The organism is Paenibacillus hamazuiensis (genome assembly GCF_023276405.1).
In the GTDB taxonomy this organism is placed as follows: Bacteria; Bacillota; Bacilli; order Paenibacillales; family NBRC-103111; genus Paenibacillus_AF; species Paenibacillus_AF hamazuiensis.
This window is the reverse complement of sequence record NZ_JALRMO010000001.1, coordinates 1,095,666-1,113,465: the sequence shown is the minus strand read 5'-3', so window position 1 is coordinate 1,113,465 and position 17,800 is coordinate 1,095,666. Positions and strand designations below refer to the sequence as shown.

The 17,800-nt window shown below is 54.1% G+C and carries 18 protein-coding genes; 10 read left to right on the top strand and 8 right to left on the bottom strand.

The annotated features are described in order from the left end of the window. Nucleotides 1-3 precede the first annotated feature (3 nt). The gene (locus MYS68_RS04525) at nt 4-870 is read left to right on the top strand and encodes a hypothetical protein (protein ID WP_248924682.1); all 867 of its coding nucleotides are present in this window, start codon (nt 4-6) and stop codon (nt 868-870) included. A gap of 73 nt (nt 871-943) precedes the next feature. On the opposite strand, the gene MYS68_RS04520 is transcribed toward MYS68_RS04525, so the two are convergent. Continuing rightward, on the bottom strand, nt 944-1,204 hold the full coding sequence (locus MYS68_RS04520; protein WP_248924681.1) for a hypothetical protein: 261 nt from the start codon (nt 1,202-1,204) through the stop codon (nt 944-946). Nucleotides 1,205-1,407: 203 nt separating this feature from the next. Here MYS68_RS04520 and MYS68_RS04515 point away from each other — a divergent pair, with 203 nt between their 5' ends. The 4 genes from MYS68_RS04515 (at nt 1,408) to MYS68_RS04500 (ending at nt 4,674) form a co-directional block, all read left to right on the top strand. Further along, entirely contained in the window at nt 1,408-1,593 is a 186-nt protein-coding gene (locus MYS68_RS04515; protein WP_248924680.1) for a hypothetical protein, read from the top strand. A 118-nt stretch (nt 1,594-1,711) separates the two neighbouring features. Further along, on the top strand, nt 1,712-3,154 hold the full coding sequence (locus MYS68_RS04510; RefSeq protein ID WP_248924679.1) for an MFS transporter: 1,443 nt from the start codon (nt 1,712-1,714) through the stop codon (nt 3,152-3,154). A 51-nt stretch (nt 3,155-3,205) separates the two neighbouring features. Then, nucleotides 3,206-3,418 (top strand): YrzA family protein, encoded by a 213-nt coding sequence (locus tag MYS68_RS04505; protein WP_248924678.1) that lies wholly within the window; start codon nt 3,206-3,208, stop codon nt 3,416-3,418. Between the two features lie 5 nt (nt 3,419-3,423). Continuing rightward, nucleotides 3,424-4,674, top strand: a complete 1,251-nt coding sequence (locus MYS68_RS04500) for a DUF445 domain-containing protein (RefSeq protein WP_248924677.1) — start codon at nt 3,424-3,426, stop codon at nt 4,672-4,674. A 111-nt stretch (nt 4,675-4,785) separates the two neighbouring features. Here MYS68_RS04500 and MYS68_RS04495 read toward each other — a convergent pair whose 3' ends face one another. Continuing rightward, on the bottom strand, nt 4,786-5,640 hold the full coding sequence (locus MYS68_RS04495) for a LysR family transcriptional regulator (RefSeq protein WP_248924676.1): 855 nt from the start codon (nt 5,638-5,640) through the stop codon (nt 4,786-4,788). Nucleotides 5,641-5,782: 142 nt separating this feature from the next. Between MYS68_RS04495 and MYS68_RS04490 the strand changes: the two genes are divergently transcribed. After that, nucleotides 5,783-6,439, top strand: a complete 657-nt coding sequence (locus MYS68_RS04490) for a flavodoxin family protein (RefSeq protein ID WP_248924675.1) — start codon at nt 5,783-5,785, stop codon at nt 6,437-6,439. Between the two features lie 46 nt (nt 6,440-6,485). On the opposite strand, the gene MYS68_RS04485 is transcribed toward MYS68_RS04490, so the two are convergent. Continuing rightward, nucleotides 6,486-7,475: a zinc-dependent alcohol dehydrogenase family protein gene (locus MYS68_RS04485; RefSeq protein WP_248924674.1), complete on the bottom strand. Its 990-nt coding sequence runs from the start codon at nt 7,473-7,475 to the stop codon at nt 6,486-6,488. A gap of 93 nt (nt 7,476-7,568) precedes the next feature. Next, on the bottom strand, nt 7,569-7,946 hold the full coding sequence (locus MYS68_RS04480; RefSeq protein WP_248924673.1) for a MerR family transcriptional regulator: 378 nt from the start codon (nt 7,944-7,946) through the stop codon (nt 7,569-7,571). A gap of 186 nt (nt 7,947-8,132) precedes the next feature. Between MYS68_RS04480 and MYS68_RS04475 the strand changes: the two genes are divergently transcribed. Both MYS68_RS04475 and MYS68_RS04470 read left to right on the top strand, forming a co-directional pair. Beyond that, nucleotides 8,133-8,981: an SDR family oxidoreductase gene (locus tag MYS68_RS04475; protein WP_248924672.1), complete on the top strand. Its 849-nt coding sequence runs from the start codon at nt 8,133-8,135 to the stop codon at nt 8,979-8,981. A gap of 61 nt (nt 8,982-9,042) precedes the next feature. Further along, a complete protein-coding gene (locus tag MYS68_RS04470; protein WP_248924671.1) occupies nt 9,043-9,987 on the top strand; it encodes an alpha/beta hydrolase in 945 nt (314 codons plus the stop codon). A gap of 36 nt (nt 9,988-10,023) precedes the next feature. Here the strand turns inward: MYS68_RS04470 and MYS68_RS04465 are convergent, their stop codons facing one another. After that, nucleotides 10,024-12,156, bottom strand: a complete 2,133-nt coding sequence (locus MYS68_RS04465; RefSeq protein WP_248924670.1) for a GMC family oxidoreductase — start codon at nt 12,154-12,156, stop codon at nt 10,024-10,026. Nucleotides 12,157-12,484: 328 nt separating this feature from the next. On the opposite strand from MYS68_RS04465, the gene MYS68_RS04460 reads away from it, so the two are divergent. Continuing rightward, on the top strand, nt 12,485-12,967 hold the full coding sequence (locus MYS68_RS04460; protein WP_248930815.1) for an NUDIX hydrolase: 483 nt from the start codon (nt 12,485-12,487) through the stop codon (nt 12,965-12,967). A gap of 156 nt (nt 12,968-13,123) precedes the next feature. Next, nucleotides 13,124-14,230 (top strand): glycoside hydrolase family 88/105 protein, encoded by a 1,107-nt coding sequence (locus MYS68_RS04455; protein WP_248924669.1) that lies wholly within the window; start codon nt 13,124-13,126, stop codon nt 14,228-14,230. A 162-nt stretch (nt 14,231-14,392) separates the two neighbouring features. On the opposite strand, the gene MYS68_RS04450 is transcribed toward MYS68_RS04455, so the two are convergent. Genes MYS68_RS04450 through MYS68_RS04440 form a run of 3 tightly spaced genes read right to left on the bottom strand, consistent with a single transcriptional unit; the run spans nt 14,393 to nt 17,741 of the window. After that, complete coding sequence (locus MYS68_RS04450; RefSeq protein ID WP_248924668.1) at nt 14,393-15,718, bottom strand: ABC transporter substrate-binding protein; 1,326 nt, start codon at nt 15,716-15,718, stop codon at nt 14,393-14,395. 19 nt (nt 15,719-15,737) lie between these two features. Further along, complete coding sequence (locus MYS68_RS04445) at nt 15,738-16,892, bottom strand: efflux RND transporter periplasmic adaptor subunit (protein WP_248924667.1); 1,155 nt, start codon at nt 16,890-16,892, stop codon at nt 15,738-15,740. 24 nt (nt 16,893-16,916) lie between these two features. After that, nucleotides 16,917-17,741 (bottom strand): carbohydrate ABC transporter permease, encoded by an 825-nt coding sequence (locus MYS68_RS04440; RefSeq protein WP_275983736.1) that lies wholly within the window; start codon nt 17,739-17,741, stop codon nt 16,917-16,919. Nucleotides 17,742-17,800: the final 59 nt, after the last annotated feature.

The following is a 17,800-nucleotide window of genomic DNA, read 5'->3' as shown; positions in this document are numbered from 1 at the left end:
GCAGTGAGCATCCTGAAACGATTCGTCACCGTTGTCTTCAGTTTATTTTGTATTTTGGCCGTTTTCCCAGAACCGCTATCCGCAAGCCCTTCCCCTTTGCCAAACGAAGAAGCGAGTTCCAAAAAAGAGAGCCCCGCTCTCCCCCGTTACGGCAAACTGATTCCTTGGGAGCAGGCCAAACAGATCATTCCGAATAAAACGAAGTTCTCCGTCATCGATGCCGAAACCGGACTCACTTTTAACGTGCAAAGGAGAGCGGGCAAATATCACGCCGACGTTCAGCCGCTCACCGAGCAAGATACGATGATCATGAAGCAAATTTACGGCGGGGAATGGAGCTGGCGCCGCCGGGCGATTTGGGTCAAAGCCGGCGACGAGCTGCTCGCCGCATCGATGAACGGCATGCCGCACGGCGGCGACGGCATTCCGGGCAACGGTTTTAAAGGACACTTCTGCATCCACTTTCAAGGCAGCGCCACACACAAATCCAAAAGCGTAGATCCCGCGCACCAACTGATGGTGCACAAAGCCGCCGGCAAATTAAACGAATATATCGGCAAAGCATCGCCGGAAATGATTGCGGATATGTTTTTCATCGCGGCCAGCGACAAACAGCCGGACATCCTCGAGCTTCTTTTCGGACAAAATGATCACCCGCAGCTGGCTTATTTTTCGGATGACCGCATCGCGCAAATCCGCCGTATATCCGCCGCACAAGACGCGGTCAGCCCCGAGCTGCTCATATTCCAGCTTCCGGTGAAGGTGAGCGTCGTCCCAAAAGGCAAACGCGAGGAAAAAACGACCTATACGTTCCGGTTGAAACGCACGTCGCCGTTCGATCGTTGGGTCATCGATGCAATCGATTATTGATAACCAGGCCGAACTGCTCATGAAAAATAGCGTACGGGCTCTCCCCGTGGAGTAGCCCGTACGTTAGCGGGATTTATTTTTTCTTTTTGGCTTTGCTTTTTACCCGAAGATTGGAAATTTGCGCCTGGCCTTCGCTTCTATGTCCGCCGCTTACATGGCCCGGCCAGCCGCCATGGCCGTGCCAAGCTCCGCCCTGCCAGCTTCCATACGGCCAATGATGGTGATGGTGATGGTAGTAATATGGATGATACCCGTGATAAAAATACGGCGAATAGGGGTACGGGTGATAACCGTAAGGATAAGGCTGCACGTACACATTCGGATTGTAAGCCATTCTGATCTCCTCCTGAAGTTTTTACATCTGACGATAACAGTCTATTCCATTCCTGCGCATATGGATGCTTGCCCGCCCAACTTGGGCGCATGCATCTTTCCCAGTCAACAAGTTCCTCCCTTTGCAGCAACCGAAGCATACAATTTTCACTTACGGGGTATATTGGAATCATTCCGCAAGACCGGAAACGGAGGTGAACGCTCATGACCGAGGGCACGAAAAAAGGGCAGGTAAAGTTCAAACAGCCGCCTGTCAAGCTGGTGGCGGATATGCCGGAAGACGAAGAGATGCGCGGGCATTTGGAAGAAATGCGGCAAAATGACGGCTTTCCCGGCTCCTGCGGCATTATAGGCGCGAATGCGCAAGACGGCGAGCAGCGGACGACTTAGTCCGCACGCCTTCGGCAAACGGGCGGCACCTGTGCCGTCCGCTTCGGCTTGCTCGCTTTTTCATGCTATAATCATTAAAAATGATCCTAATTCAGGTCTTCCGTAAGGAGTCGGAACAATGAGCAACGGACAACGCGGAGCGGAGGCGGCTTCGCGAACTTACAACCGCTGGGTTGTGCTCGCCAATGTTTCGCTCGGCACGTTCATGTCCACTCTCGACGGCAGCATCGCCAACGTGGCGCTGCCGACGATGGCAAACGAGCTGCGCGTGCCGATTCATTGGGTGCAGTGGGTGCTGACCGCCTATTTGCTGACGATTTGCGCAACGCTGCCGATCATGGGCAAAATTTCCGACCTTGTCGGCCGCAGCAAGGTGTACAATTACGGCTTTATTTTATTCGCCATCGGCTCGGCGTTTTGCGGCATGTCGCATACGCTTGGCCTTCTGATCGCTTCGCGGATCGTTCAGGCGATCGGCGCCGCCTGCCTGATGTCCAACAGCCAGGCGATCGTTGCCGACGTATTCTCACAGGGCGACCGCGGCCGCGCTCTCGGCATCGTCGGCACGGTCGTTTCGCTCGGCTCGCTTACGGGGCCGGGCATCGGCGGGATCCTCGTCGACCGGTTCGGATGGCCGACGATTTTCTGGATCAATATCCCGATCGGGATCATCGGCTTCGTTGCGGGATGGTTTTTGCTGCCGAAGGATAAGGCCAGGGAGCAGCGGGAGCCGTTTGACTTCACCGGCTCGGCGCTGTTTATCGCCGGCATGATCGGGTTTCTTTACACCGTATCGAACGGGCAGGACCTCGGCTGGTCGTCCCCGGCTGTCTTGACCGGCCTGCTCGGCTCGGTCGCACTGCTGGCCGGCTTTTACCTGTGGGAAACGAGGGTCAAACATCCGATGCTCGACTTCAGCCTGTACCGCATCCGCCCGTTCGCGATCGGCAATGTGACCGCGCTGCTCAGCTTCGTTGCGATGTTTTTCACCAATGTGATGATGCCTTTCTACATGCAGGACGTGCTCGGATTCACACCCGAGCGAACGGGTTACACGATGATGATGTATCCGCTGACGATGGCCGTGATCGCTCCGTTTTCCGGCTGGCTGTCGGACAAAATCGGCTCGAACGCCCTGACGACTGCGGGACTGATCGTGAACGCCGCCGGCTTTGCGCTGCTGAATTCGCTTTCCGCACAGGAAAGCGCTTGGGTCGTCGGTGCCCACCTCGCCGTGTTCGGGTTAGGCTCCGGGCTGTTCCAATCGCCCAATAATTCAAGCATCATGGGCTCAGTACCGAGGCCCAAGCTTGGCACCGCCGGCGGCCTTAACGCGCTCGTGCGCAACATCGGCATGGTGCTCGGCATATCCTTTTCCGTTTCGGTGTACACCACGAGGCTGCACCAGCTTTCATCGGGCGGCCAAGGGGCGGCAAGCGACCCAGATGTCATCCTCGGCGCGCTGCATACGGTGTTTTGGACGGCGCTGGCCGTCTGCATGCTGGCGCTAATCGTATCCGTCCGGCGCCTTCGCCGAAAAAGGCTGGAGCAGGCTTCCTGAACTATGTATAATAAAGGGAGCAAGCACTGAGCCGGGAGGGGGGGACAAAGAATGGGGTTCATCCTCGATAAAATCGACACGAAAATCGAGCTGTTCGAAGCGTACGATTTGAGGACGCTCGAGAGGAAGCTGGAGGAGCAGATCGACAACAACAAAGCGCTGCAGCTGGACGTCCACTCCGTTCAGCACCAAGTGACGTTTGACCCGAATGCGGGCAAAATGCTGTACACCGCCGTTGTTCATTTTAAGTTAAAGGAAGCTTAGTACATATGGAGAGCAAAAACAAATATATCGCCGGAATATCGCTGGGAGTGATGGCGGCCGGTTTTGCCGTTACGCTGCCGCTCCCGCAAACCGGCATCGTCCCTTATTTGCAGGGCGCGTTCGAAGCCGGGCTCGTCGGCGGGCTTGCCGACTGGTTCGCCGTTACGGCGCTGTTTCGCCACCCGCTCGGCATACCGGTCCCGCATACGTCGCTTCTCGTTAAGAACCGGGACAAGCTGACCAAAGCGCTTGTTTCCGCCGTGGAAACCGAGCTGCTGAACCAACGCAGCATCACGGAAAAGCTGAAAGGAATTCCGATCGCGGAAAGAATGCTGAACTGGGCCGACAATCAGCTCGGCACGGAGGAAGCGGCTCGCGCCATCACGGCTGCCTGCAGCGCAATTCTGCAGCATTTGCCTTACGAGCGGCTCATTGCCGTCTTGAAACAAGAAGCCCGCGGTTTTGCGGAAGGGATCGACGTTCAGGCGTTATTCGACCGCGCGGCCCAGGAAGCGATTGACCGCGGATGGGACCGCAAGGCGCTCGATTATTTGCTGGACAAGGCCGAATCGTGGATCATCAAGCCGGAGACGCAGCAGCAGCTCGGCGCGATGGCGCTGAAGGCGCTCGGCAACATACAGCTCGGCGGGTTTATGGGGTTTGCCATGGGCGCGTTCAGCGGGTTTATGACTGAGGACAAGCTGGGAGGCATCATTCAGAGCCTGCTGCTGAACGGGACCGCCAATTTGCGCAGAGAAACGTCGGAAGGCCGGCAAAGCCTGCTCACGGAAATCCGCTCCGCCCTGCAAAATGCCCCGCAGCATCCGGAGTTGGCCGAAGGGATTGAAAGCTTGAAGCGGATGGCCGGCGAATACGCCGAAAACAGCGACTTGATCGATTCCATGGTGATGAAGCTGAAGGCGCGCGCGCTGCATGCGGTAGAGCAGCCCGAATTCGCCGGCGAATTCGCCGTGCCGTTTTTGAAACGGCTTATCGCCAGCGTCAGCTCGAACGCCGAGTGGATGGACAAAACGGAAAGCTGGATCAAGCAAAAGCTGCTGCAAATCATCGCCGACAACCACAATAAAATCGGCGTGCTCGTCAAGGAAAACGTCGACAAGCTCGACAACGCCACCTTGATCGCCATGCTGGAGGACAAAATCGGCAAAGATCTGCAGTGGATCCGCGTGAACGGCGCTTTGTGCGGCTTTCTGATCGGCCTGCTGCTGACGGTGATCAAAACGTTCGCAGGCTGAAATCCTGTCTGAGCGCAAACATGAAGCCAGGGTTCCTGCCTCTTGCGGCAAGGAATCCTGGCTTTTCGCTTCACTTAGGCCAATGTCGCCGATAACCGCGAATCCGGCATACTACAGCCCGTTCACGCGGACCATTTCGGCGAACGCCGCAAACGCTTTGCCGCTAAACCGGTCGCTTCGCCGAACCAGACTCGTGCTCGTGAAGCGGAACGGTTCCGGTATCGGGTAAGCCCTGAGCGACCGGTACTCCCCCTTAAGAACGGACGCCGGCAGCAGCGTGCAGGCAAGCCCCGACTTGACACAGCTCATCAGCGTTTCCAGCGAGCCGATTTCAATCACGTTCCTTAGCGAAATTCCTTCGCTGTCAAGCCACTCCTCCAGCACCTTCCGGAATGGGCAGCCCTTCGGGGAAACCGCCCATTTCGCGCTCGATAAATCCGGGTAAACGCCACCCTTTTCGTGGGTTAAAAGCTTAATTTCATCTTTTACCGTATATTCGAAAATGAGCTGTGCGGGCGGAATATCGCCCGTCACGAAAGCACCGTCGAGCCTGCGGTCCATCACCATCGCAAGCAGCTCGGACGAGGTTCCGGTTACCAAGGATAACGACACCTCGGGATAGCTGCTTTGAAAATCCGACAGCGCGTTCATGAAATTGCCGCATGTCACGGTTTCGACCACTCCGATGACGAGAGGACCGCTGGGATGCGGCTTCTCCTGCACCGCTCTGACGGCTTCTTCGGCCAGGCTCAGGATCGTGAGCGCGTAATCGCGAAACTGGGCTCCTTTTTCCGTTAGCGCAACCCCTTTGGGATGTCTATGGAACAATGCGACACCGATTTCCGACTCCAGCTTGCGTATCCGCGCCGTCACGTTGGATTGAACGTACTCCAGCTTCTCCGCCGCACGGGAAATCCCGCCTTCCTCGGCAACGCTCACAAACACTTTAAGGTCCGTCAATTCCACAAATTCATTCCTTTCAAAAATGCATCAATAATAATGATGGATGCATCATTATCAATCATTATACGGTATGCAAATATTGGATTACAATTTGTTTGTGGAAATTGATATGAAGCTTACCTCCGACGAGGAAAGGAGCTAAACGATGAAATCGAAGACAGATTCCCGAAAATTGCTGGTGCTTGTGGGAAGTCCCCGGCGTCAGGGCAATTCCGCCGCCCTGGCCGAGGCCGTTCGGCGCGGTGCGGAGGAAGCCGGAGCTTCAGTGGCGCTGAGGTTCATTGACGATTACATATCGGGTTTTCTGCGCGACTGCCGGACATGCCGGACGCCTGACGGAACATGCTCCATCGCCGACAACTTTCGTTCTTTATTTTTCGACGATTATTTACCCGCTGACGGAGTCGTGTTCTGCTCCCCGGTCTACTGGTACGGCTTGTCCGCCCAAACAAAATCGTTCTTTGACCGCACGTTTTGTTACTATGCCGCTTCCTATCCCGATTCGGCGCAAGTCATCCGGCGCATGTCCGGCAAGCGCATCGGCCTTGTGTTATCTTCCGAGGAGACGTACCCGGGAGCTTCGCTCGGAATCGTCCATCAGCTCCAAGAGTTTTCCCGCTATACTCACTCCGAGTTCGTCGGCGTCGTCCGCGGCGTCGGCAACAGCCGGGGCGAAGTGGCCCGCGACCCGGCTGCCCCCGTGCCGGCTGCAGAGCAGCTCGGCCGCGACCTGTTCGCGCGCAAATATACCGACTATCGCCTGGATACGGAAAGAAGCGGGAAGGTATGGCCGGCGGATTGACCGGCACGGTCATTCGTTCGCAGCCGCCTTTTGCAGGCAGGCCGCCTTAACCGACAAGAAAAACTTTCCCTGCACCCGCACGTCCGGATTCGGCGGCGCTGACCGCCTCGCGCACGTCCTGAAGCCCGAAGCACGGACCCGGCTGCCCAAGCACCAGCTTGCTGCCGTTTATTAGCGCGAGTATGCGGAGGAATGTATCGTGCCATTTTGGCACGGAGACCAGTTCATTCCAATGCCGCAAATGAAACAGCTTGACGTTGATCTTCGTTCTCCGGGCAATCTCCGCCCAATCGACGGGAACTCCGGATAAAAGCCCCAAGGTAAGCAGAGTCCCATGCGGCCGCACGCATTCGGCAAGCGCCCGGCCGTCCGGACCGCCTATCGAATCGATCGCCGCGTTTGCGCCAAGTCCGTCCGTAAGCTCCATTACGGCATGATAAAGAGAGGTCGTCGCCGTATCGACGACATGCGAAGCGCCGAGCTTATGGAGATCTTCCGTATGGCTGCCGTTTCTCGTCACCGCGATCAGCCGAAAACCGAGCAGCTTCGATAGTTGCGCGAAAATCCGGCCAAGGCTCGATCCGCAGGCGTTCACGGCGAGCACGTCGCCCGGCGTCAACTGCAGCGTTTCCGTGCTGACGACCCAAGCCGTGAGCGGATTGATATACAGCTGTGCCGCAGTAAAATCGTCGACGGCTTCGGGAATCGGCACCGCATATCGCGCCGGGGCGGCAACGTATTCCTGCCACGTGCCTTCCCCCCGCAAAGGCAGCACGCGCCGGCCGATCATTTCCCGGGAAACGCCGGGACCGGCGTCCACCACCACGCCTACCCCTTCGTAACCGGGAACCGCAGGCAAAGAAATGCGGTGGGCGTAAGCTCCGCGAATCGGGATCAAGTCCGACGGATTGATCGGACGCGCTTTCATCCGCACGAGAATCTCCCCTTCGCGCGGACGCTCCACCGGCCTGCGTTCCACACGCAGCACGTCCCGGGGATGGCCGAACTTGTCAAAAATGACGCGCTTCGCTTCCATGCGGGGCAATCCTCCTTATGTATCCTTATGTCCATTCCATGCCGGCGCCGCAAGGTTGGAACAGACTCGCCTGTTGCGTTATTCAAGCTCAAATCAGGGCAGCCTCTCAAATTGATTATCTTGGACATCGATTAAAGCCAACTTGTAATTGAGCTTTTCCAGTGTTTTCATTAGAAGCGATATTTGTTCCTCCACTTTGCTTTTCTGGCGTGCCAGCATCTTTTTTCTTTGCTGCAGCGTACTCTCTCCGCGTTTATAAAGCTCCACATATTGTTTGATTTCCGTCAAAGGCAAACCGGTTGAACGCAGGGCTTGCACCATCTCAATACAATCGATGTAATGCTCATTAAACATGCGCACTCCATTCGCATCCCGGTCAACAGTCGGCAATACGCCTTCTTTCTCGTAAAAACGCAGTGTATAAGGAGAAATGCCCGTTTTTTTCGAAATTTCCTTAACCGTATAAGCCATAAAATATCGTTCACCGCCTATAAGGGGGATTAGAGCCACTCTAACCTTATTGTAGGGTCCGAACTTACGTCCCGTCAAATAAACCCTTTATTAATAAGGAGCATATATACGGAGTTGACTTAGAGCCGCTTCCACCCGGTAAGCTAATAAAGAAGCAACAGCAAATGAATTGAAGGAGATGGTTTTATGACAAAAACGGTTTTGATCACCGGGTGTTCGACCGGATTGGGAAATACTGCAGCCAGGAAGTTTGCAGCCGAGGGATGGAATGTCGTGGCAACGATGCGAAAACCGGACGAACGTTTGGCGGCGGAAAATCCCGAGCGGATTTTCGTAACGGCGCTCGATGTTACAGACCCCACCAGCATCGAGGGGGCGATTGCGGCCGGGATCGCCCGATTCGGCCGGATAGACGCCGTTGTGAACAACGCCGGCATCAGCATCGTCTCGATTTTCGAAGCGACACCCATGAATGTCATCCGCGGGATTTTCGAGACCAATGTCTTCGGCGCGATGAACGTCATCAGGGCGATTACGCCGCACTTTCGCGAACAAGGGGGCGGAACCGTCGTGAATATCACTTCGAACATGGGCTTTGCGTCAAACCCGCTTTTGGCGGTGTATGTCGCGACCAAACATGCAGTCGAAGGGCTGTCGGAAGCGTTAATGTACGAGCTTGAATCGCAGAATATTTCCGTAAAAATTGTGGAACCGGGGGCCATGCGAACCACAAACTTCTCGTCGAACACCTTGTCCGCTACTCAAGGCATCCCCATTCCGGAATCGTACAAGCCCTATTTTGATCACATGATGCAATCCATGATGAGTTATCCGTTTGATAATGCGGACGAGAATCAGGTTGCCGCCCAGATTTACGCTGCTGCCTGCGATAAATCCGACCGGCTGCGCTTTCTCGCAGGTCCCGACGTGGAACAAACGGCTAAACTGAGATGGACCGAGTCGGAAGAAAAGTACATCACCGCGATGCGTGACCTGATGGGGCATACGGCATGGGTAAATAATCAGGAAAAGTAAAAATTTACCAAATGAATACAGAAAAACGATTGATGACCACTTGACGAAGGAGAGTCGGTTTATGGAAGAAAAACTAGACCCGGAGCTTAAAAAAATGTTTTCCGATATACCGGAAGTCGTTTATACCCGGGAAAACTTAGGTGCCAAAAGAAAAGAGATGAACGAGATGTTTGCCGGAATGATCGCATCGCTGCCCGTGAATGATGCAGTTCTAACATCGGAGAGATATGTTCCGGGCGATGCGGGGAATCCGGATGTCCGGATCAAAATTTATGAACCGAAAGTAAAGGAGAAAATCTTGCCCGGTGTTCTATATATTCACGGCGGCGGCTATATCCTTGGTTCTGCCGATATGATGGACCCCGCCTTGCAGCAGCTGGTACCGGACCTCCATTGCGTTATCGTTTCGGTGGATTACCGGCTGGCTCCGGAACATCCTTTTCCGGCCCCGCTCGAAGATTGCTATGCTGCGCTCAAATGGTTCTCTGAACATGCCGAAGAACTCGGAGTTGATTCTTCCAGAATCGCAGTGGTCGGTCCCAGCGCCGGCGGTGGATTAACGGCCGCCCTGTCCCTTTTGGCAAGAGATCGAAAAGGCCCTCCTATATTATTCCAGATGCCGCTGTATCCGATGATCGATGACCGGAATATGACCAAGTCCAGCAATGAAATAACGGATGAACGAGTATGGAATAAAGCCAAAAACCAATTAGCATGGAATTTGTATTTGGGAGAAAAAGGCGAAGTATCCCCTTATGCCGCTCCGGCGCGCGCAACCGATTTGTCGGGACTTCCACCTACTTACACCTGCATCGGTGACCTGGATCCATTTCGCGATGAAACAATCGATTATGTATTAAGGCTGACGCAAGCCGGTGTGCCGACAGAGTTTCATTTATACCCCGGATGTTTTCACGGCTTTGAAGAATACTTTCCTGCCGCTGAAATCAGCCAAAGATTTGTCAAAGACTATATGGCGGCTTTAAAGCGCGCCTTACACAAATGATCGGGCTGCTGAAGCCGTGCGAGCCGGTTAAGAACGCTACCCTTGCTTCGCCAGGTTTTCCGCCGTGCGGAAAGCCAAGGCAAGAATCGTAAGTACCGGGTTGACCCCGCCGTTGGTCACGTGTACGGAGCCGTCGCTCACCCAGAGATTGTCGTAGCCGTGGACGCGGCCTAATGGATCGGTCACGGATGTCGAAGGGTCATCGCCCATGCGCAGCGTTCCCGCCTGATGCTGCCCGGCGCTGAGCCCTCCGCCCGGCTGCGTTCGCCAAACCCGGCGCGCTCCGGCAGCCCATAGCCAAGTCTCCGCTTGCCCGGCCAGCATCTCGGCGGCTCGAACGGACTCGGGATGGACGCTTCCCGAGAGCTGAGCCGCCGGTATTCCGAAGCGATCCTTGACGGAGGGCGAAAGCCGCACTCTTGACTCGGCGGTCGGGATCTCCTGGATCGGCCCGTGAATATGACCGGTCCGCAAATAACTTTCTAGCATCGTCTCCTTGCCGGAGACTCCCCACCTTGCCGCATCCGGTGCAAGCGCCCGGTACCAGTGAATCAAGGGCAGCCGAATGAACTCGTTGGCCAGCATGCCGCCTCCGATAATTCCGCCCCCGTTGCCATGGGCAAAGCGGCAGGTGGCAATGCTCACCCCCGGTCCGAGACCGTCCTGCACCGGCTCGTCAAAGAGGGCATAAGCCGCCGAGTAGACATGGCCCTGAAGATTCCTTCCCACTTGTCCGTTCCGATTGCCTATGCCATGCGGCTCGGCGTCGCTTGCCGAGTTCAGAAGCAGGCGTGCGCTTTCGATCGCCCCTGCGGCAACCACCACGTGACCTGCCCGCACCTGCCGACGTTCAAGGGAACCGTTTACTTCCCGCACTAAACGAACCCCGGTGGCGCGTCTTCCCTGCTCCGTGTCGATGCGTTCCACCATCGTATCGCAAATCAGGTCGCAGTTTCCGGTGGCGATGGCCCTTACCAACATCGTGTTGTGGCCGCCGTTCTTGCTGTTGGTCGGGCAGGCAAAACCGACGCACTGGCCGCACCGCCCGCAGGCCGGGCGACCGTCACGTTCGACCGAATTAATGAGAAGAGGAACCGGTCCTGCATCCCACCCCAATTTCGCTGCCGCCCGTGCTAATCGCTCCGCTTCCAGCGTCCTGGGCAAAGCCGGCATCGGGTAAGGACGCCGCCTCGTTCCCCGTCCGGGATGGGCGTTACCGTCGCCCGAGACGCCGACTTCCCACTCCGCCCGATCGTAATAAGGCTCGAGATCATCATAGGTGATCGGCCAGTCGCAGAGCGAACTCCCGTGCGGAATCCCATAGCGGGTTGCCATGCGAAAGTCGTCCGGATGAAACCGCCAGGCCTGTGCCCCGTACACCCGGGTGCCGCCGCCCACCGTCATCGCGTTGTTATGGTAGTCGCCTTCAAAGGGCGCCGTTATCCGCTCCTCTCCACTTGCCAATAGCATTGTGCGGGGATGGCCTTGGAGTTCCGGTCCCGTGTTGTGACCGTATTTGCTCAAACGGTGATTGCGCGTATGATCCCTGCCGATTTCATCGTATCGAAGCCAGCTTCCGCGCTCGACGACGAGAACGCGAAGTCCCGCTTCCGCCAGCACCGCCGCCATCGCCGAGCCCCCTGCCCCCGCTCCGACGACGATAGCATCGTACCGTTCCCGAAGCTGCCCGAAGGTTCGTTTCGGCAGATCATCTTCCGGGGCAGGTGCATGAGTTCCGGGTATAGGCCCCGGACGAAATCCGATCATCTCCCACGATTTTCCTCCGAGATTCCCGCCGGCCTCGGGACTTCCATAGTAACCTTCACTAACCAGACTAAGCAATGTGTGAAAGAAGCGTATAGGCGAAACGGGCCACTCCCGAACACGACCATGCTCAAGATCTTGTAACAGTCCGTCTTGTTCGTCAGCCGACAGTTTCGAAAATGGGCGACGATAGAGAGACGCCGCTTCTGCTTCCAACGCGCGAAGTCCGGGTTCGATCAACTCCGTCCAGGCAGCGGCATCTTCGCTGATGCGACGTTCCAGATAATCCATAACTCCACCCTCAGCTGCCGAGGGCCATGTGTCTTTCGGAATCATCCGGTCCGCGACCGCCTCCAATATAGAGCGCCCCCCGCTCAAACGATACTTGTGTTCGCTGGGTTTCATCCGCGTTCACCACCCCACTATTTGTAGCGCTTACATTCCGGTATCTGTTCGTGCGTAAACGAAAGTCAAGAGAAAAGGGAGATGCATACCCTTCTAACGTTTAGTCTATCACGGGCCCGATGCTTCCGCCAGACATACGCAAAATGTGTGCAAACTCGGCAACGGTTTATGTTGAACCCTATGCTGCGTTTGTTAATCCAAGAACCGGAAATGCGGCGATACGGTTATGATGAAAATGTCAGTTGAATGTTGGTAATTAATATGACGATGAAATGATATTATTTTCCCAAATGAATCCCGAACAATAATTGAAAGGATGTTGTTAACCATGAAAATGCCAACCCATATCGTAGCGGCGGGAGGAATCGTGGAAAACGAACAAGGGCAAATCCTGTTGGTTAAAACCCGGCATGACGGATGGGTATATCCCGGCGGTCAAGTCGAAGTGGGCGAAAACCTTATAGACGCGTTGATTAGAGAAATCAAAGAGGAAAGCGGTATAGACGTGAAGGTTTCCTATCTGCTCGGGGTATTTTCAAATACAGGCATCCATAAATGGCATGACGGTAAAACCGATGTTCCGACCAAAGTCATGTTTGACTTTATGTGCAAACCTGTCGGCGGGGAATTGCGTACATCGGAGGAAACATCGGACTGCCGATGGGTTCAAAAAGAGGAAGTGCTCGATATGATTACGGCCCCGGCCATACGTGCCCGTTTTGAAGCATATCTGCGTTATAACGGAAGACCGTCCTACCTGGAGTATGTGACACACCCGGATTTTGAATTGAAACTAAGCACAATGATATAGTCCTTATGCTATCGTCACTTTATTTCGTTGCTCTGAAGGAAAAAAGAAGGTACAATGTCAAGTGAGCTTGTCTTTTTATTGCTTTTTATTAGGTTAAGCGCTTGCCTTTTCCGAAAATCACACTTAAACCAACATAAACAAAAAGGAGCAAATGACATGCAGGAAACCATCCAAACACAATTAAAGAAAGTCATCGATCAACTGTTACATTTGAAAAGACCCGACAACGAGAGCGATTTAAAGGAATTGGCTGCCGAAGGCAAAGCCTTGGGATACTTTCCGCGCGACTTCGGAATGGACGAATGGGATTGGCCGCAGGGCATTGGCCTGTACGGCTTGAACAAACTGACGAATCAAGAAGGCTTTGACGGATACCGGGACTTTTTCGCGAAGTGGTCGAATGATCAGATCGAGCGCGGGCTGCCCCTCAAAAATGTGAATACGACGGCGCCTTTGCTTACGCTGATGGACCTGCCAAGCGTGGAGAAACTTGCGCTGGAATGGATGGAGTGGGTGGAAAAAGAATGCCCGCGGACGAAGGAGAACGGAATTCAGCATGTAACCTCCGGCAATACTTCGAAGTTCGAATTAAACCTGCACGACCAGGAGATTTGGATCGACACTTTGTTTATGGTTGTGCTTTTCACTGCAAAAATGGGCAAAAAATATAATAATCCGGCATGGATGAACGAAGCGGCCTACCAATTTGCCCTTCATATCAAATATATCTTTAATCCCGGGAATTCCTTGTTTTTCCATGGCTACGATTTCAAAAATCAAAACAATTTCAGTGCAGCGCATTGGTGCCGGGGCAACAGCTGGTTTACACTCGCCGCCCCCGAGTTTTTGGAAATTATGCAGGATTCGATTTCGCCGGAGTCCCGCGACCTCATTTTTGGCACCTATAAGGCCCAGGTCAATAAATTGGTTGAGCTGCAGCATGAAAGCGGGCTTTGGCACACCCTGCTCGACGATGAGACCAGCTATACGGAAGTATCCGGCTCGGCTGCGATTACAGCGGGCATCCTGAAGGGGATCCGCCTCGGCCTGCTGGATTCCAGCTACCTGGCACCTTGCCGTAAAGCGGTTGCCGCGGTGCTGAAGAACATCTCCGAAGACGGTACGGTGTTAAACGTCTCTGCAGGAACGCCGATCTGCGAAAGCAAGGAAGACTATAAAAAGATCGTCTTCGCGCCGACGGCCTATGGACAGGCGCTGGTGATCGTGCTGCTTGCCGAAGCACTGTACCATCCCGAACTGTAAGAGCGAACTTCAACAAACAAGGAGCAGCTGCCGCGGCAAACTGCTCCTTGTTTCATTAATATCGAATCCGCAGAATCATTTCGTGAATACCGACAGTCCGTCGGGCTTCAATCCGGCCGGATATTTTATAACAAGATTCGAACCCGGCTTCATGCCGATTCGCTATTCGTTCAAATAAGTGGTCACCCGGTTCTGGATCAGCTTCGCCGCTTCTTCCGCCGTCTTTTGGCCGCTGAAAAACAATTTGGACTCCTCCTCGACGATGGACAGCACCCTGTTGTCCTTCTTAACAAAGCGATTCGCCGTGTTGATCAGCTGCCTAAGCTCGACAAACGGTTTCTCGGATGTCTTGACGGTTTCTCCGGACGGAAGCTTGTAAGTTCCGCCGGCCGCTTGTTTTTGAACCTCGCCAATCTGCTTGTCATTCACCGATTTGAGCAGGGAGAAGCCTTCATCTCTCGGCAAAGATTGCGCGTCCTCCGACAGCAGGAAAGCGAGAAACTTTTGCGCTTCATCCTTGACCGCCGAATTGGCTCGTATGCCAAGCTGATTCCTGACGAAGAACGCGCTTCCGTCCTTATGACCTTGCGGATGCGGCATTTGCAGCACTTTCGGATTCGGGTAAAACCGGTACGCCCCTTCGGCAACATCCAACGGCGAGAAGAAATAAGTAAAGTAAAACAATTGACTGCCGATTTGGGCTCTATTCGCCGTCAAAATACGGTCGTCGTACATTTTTTTAATCTGCTTCATGTTTTTTACGAATAGAGGCGAATCGAATTGGGCTTTCCGGGTCGTCGGATCGATGAAATCCGTGCTGTTGTTTTCCACCAATTTATTAAGAAATTGCTCCGGCGCGTAATTCGCCAAGGCGTAGCGCTCCCCTCTTCCGTTCGACTGCTGCTTGAATTTCCGCGACACTTCCTCAAATTGCTCCCACGTCCAGCTTTTGTCATCAACTTCGATCGTCTTCTCCAACACGTCTCCATCCCCGACGAACGTCCCCGGATAAAATGCAGGCGGTACCGTATACAAGCCGCCGTTCACCTTCAATGCATCCAATATGTTCATGTGCAGATCGTTTTTGTTTAATTGATCCAGCGTATCCTTCATATCCGCAAGAAGCTTTTTTTCGACGTATTTGCTTATAGGGAAGTCTTCCAAATCGATAATATCCGCGCCTGTTCCCGATAAAAGCGCCGAGTTCGTCGTTTTGATGTACTTTTCAAAATCCGCGCTGCTCCACTCTTCATCGCCTTTCTTATACTCCTGGATTTGCAGGTCGATATCCGGATACTTCTGCTCGAAACCTTTCTCCACCGCCTCAAAGAACGAATCCGAGCCTTTCAAAGATAACGTAACGACGGTCTTTCCGTCTTTGGATTTGCCCTTCTCCTTATTCGCCTCCTCCCCTCCGCCTCCGGTTTGGCATCCGGTCGCAGCCGCCAGCGTCATGCAAGTAAATCCGATAAATAATTGTGTTTTCATCGTACGGTTCCTCTCTTTTTTATTGCAAGCGAACACGATTGCCGTCCTGCAACGGCTCGCTGCTTTCCAAAATAACAAGATCATTCATATTAACGTCGCCCGACTCTATCATCGTTTCTTTGTCGTTGGACTCAGCGGCTCGAACTCTGACCTTCCGGACAATAAACACGTTGCCCAGTGCGCCCTTCCGCTCTTCGATTTTGTAAACGAACTTTTCTTCGCGATCCTGATGAATCGCCTCGTTGGAAATCAATCGCCCCTCTTGTCGCGACCGTTTAACGAGTTTGACAAATGCTTGCTCACCTCCTTTCAGCTCGGGGTCCGTTACTTTTACGCGAACGATCTTTTGCACGATAGTTGCCTGTTTGCCGGATGAGTTATCCGTATGCGCCTCTGCATCGGCTATTTCGTAAACAGTACCGTCGATGATTTTCGGCTGCGGATCGGACAACGCGCGCACTTCCACCTGCAGTTTTTCCTCAGGCGCAATCCCTAGCCTGGTCAACAGTGGCGCATCGATCGGCAGCTCCAACCGGTATCCCCGGCTGTTGTTCGTCAGGACCACATCCGGCTCTCCCGTTGACGCCAGTCCCTCGACGGCGTTCACCTTCGTTACGATACCGTCGAACGGAGCTGCAATCTGCTCGCGGCTGGCCAAACGGTCTCGTAATTCGTTAATTTTACGTTCCTGAACGCCGAGATTGAGCTTGCCCGTTTCGAGATCGCGGCCGGCGCTCCGCAGATTCATCGCGTCCCCCTCCGTCGTAGAGGCAATGTACCGATCCTGAACGCTTTGCAATTCGATCTTTTGCTTTTCCAATTGAGCCATTTCATCCTGAATTTCCCGTTCGGCGGTTTTGCTGTCGTAGGTGACAAGCGTCTGCCCTTTCTTCACGATGTCTCCCTCCTTCACGGCAATCGTGCTCACTTTCCAGCCGGCTGGATTCGTCAGCTTCGCTTCCGCCAGCGGCCGCAATATGCCGCTTCCTTCAAGCTGATGTTCCATACTGCCGAATGTCGGCGTCTCCGTCCTCACCTTCGGCAGTGCCAACGATTGCAGCGTGTTGCTGAATATAGTAAAAATCAATAACAGCCCGATAAACAGACCGAACACGATTTGAATGTTTCGTTTACGGCGCCTTTGCCCAAGTTCCTCGTGCAGTTCCGTCTTCACGTCCTTGCCTCCTAACCGTTGAAGCTATCCCTTGATACCGGACAGCTGGATTCCTTCGATAAAATAAGCTTCCGCATACAGAAACAACAGTACCATCGGAGTCATATAAAGCATCGATGCCGCAAAAGCGACGCCTCGCTCCCCCTCGTTTACTTTCGATAAATAAACCGACAGCGGCTGCTTGAACGGATCGTCCAGAAAAATAAGCGGCTGCTCCACCATGTTCCAATAATCGACGAACAACAATACGATGAGTGCAGCCACACCCGGTTTGACCATCGGAACAATGATCGTACTGAAAATCCGCAAATGTCCGGCTCCGTCGATTTTGGCCGCTTCGATATACGAATATGGAATATGCAGCATGAACTGCCTGAGCATAAACACGCCGAACGCCGCGAAAATACCCGGCCATATAATCGCACCCGCGCTGTTTAACAGTCCCAGTTGATCTGCCATGATGTAATTCGGCACCAGCGTCACCTGGAACGGCATAAGCATCGTCAGCACATAAACGAGAAACAGGTTGTCCCGACCGCGAAATTGCAGCTTCGCAAACGCGTACGCCGCTAACGCCGCTATGAATGCCTGTCCGGCAATAATCGGCGCAACCATAAAGACCGAATTCCAGAACATCATCAAATATCTCGGGCTGCTTACCAAAATTTCGCGATACTGCTCGAGCGACACTTGATCCGGCAGAAGCTTCAGATTGACAAAACCTCCGGCGAATGCATCGTTCATTTTCCCGATCACACCGTAATTGATTTCGATTTCACGCCCGGTCATAAGCGAGTTTGTGAAAGTAATCGCTATCGGGAACAGCGGCACCGCCGCAATGACGGTCATGACGATCGTTAGCGCACATTTTTGCAAAAAGTATGTCCTCTGCACTGGATATCTACCCT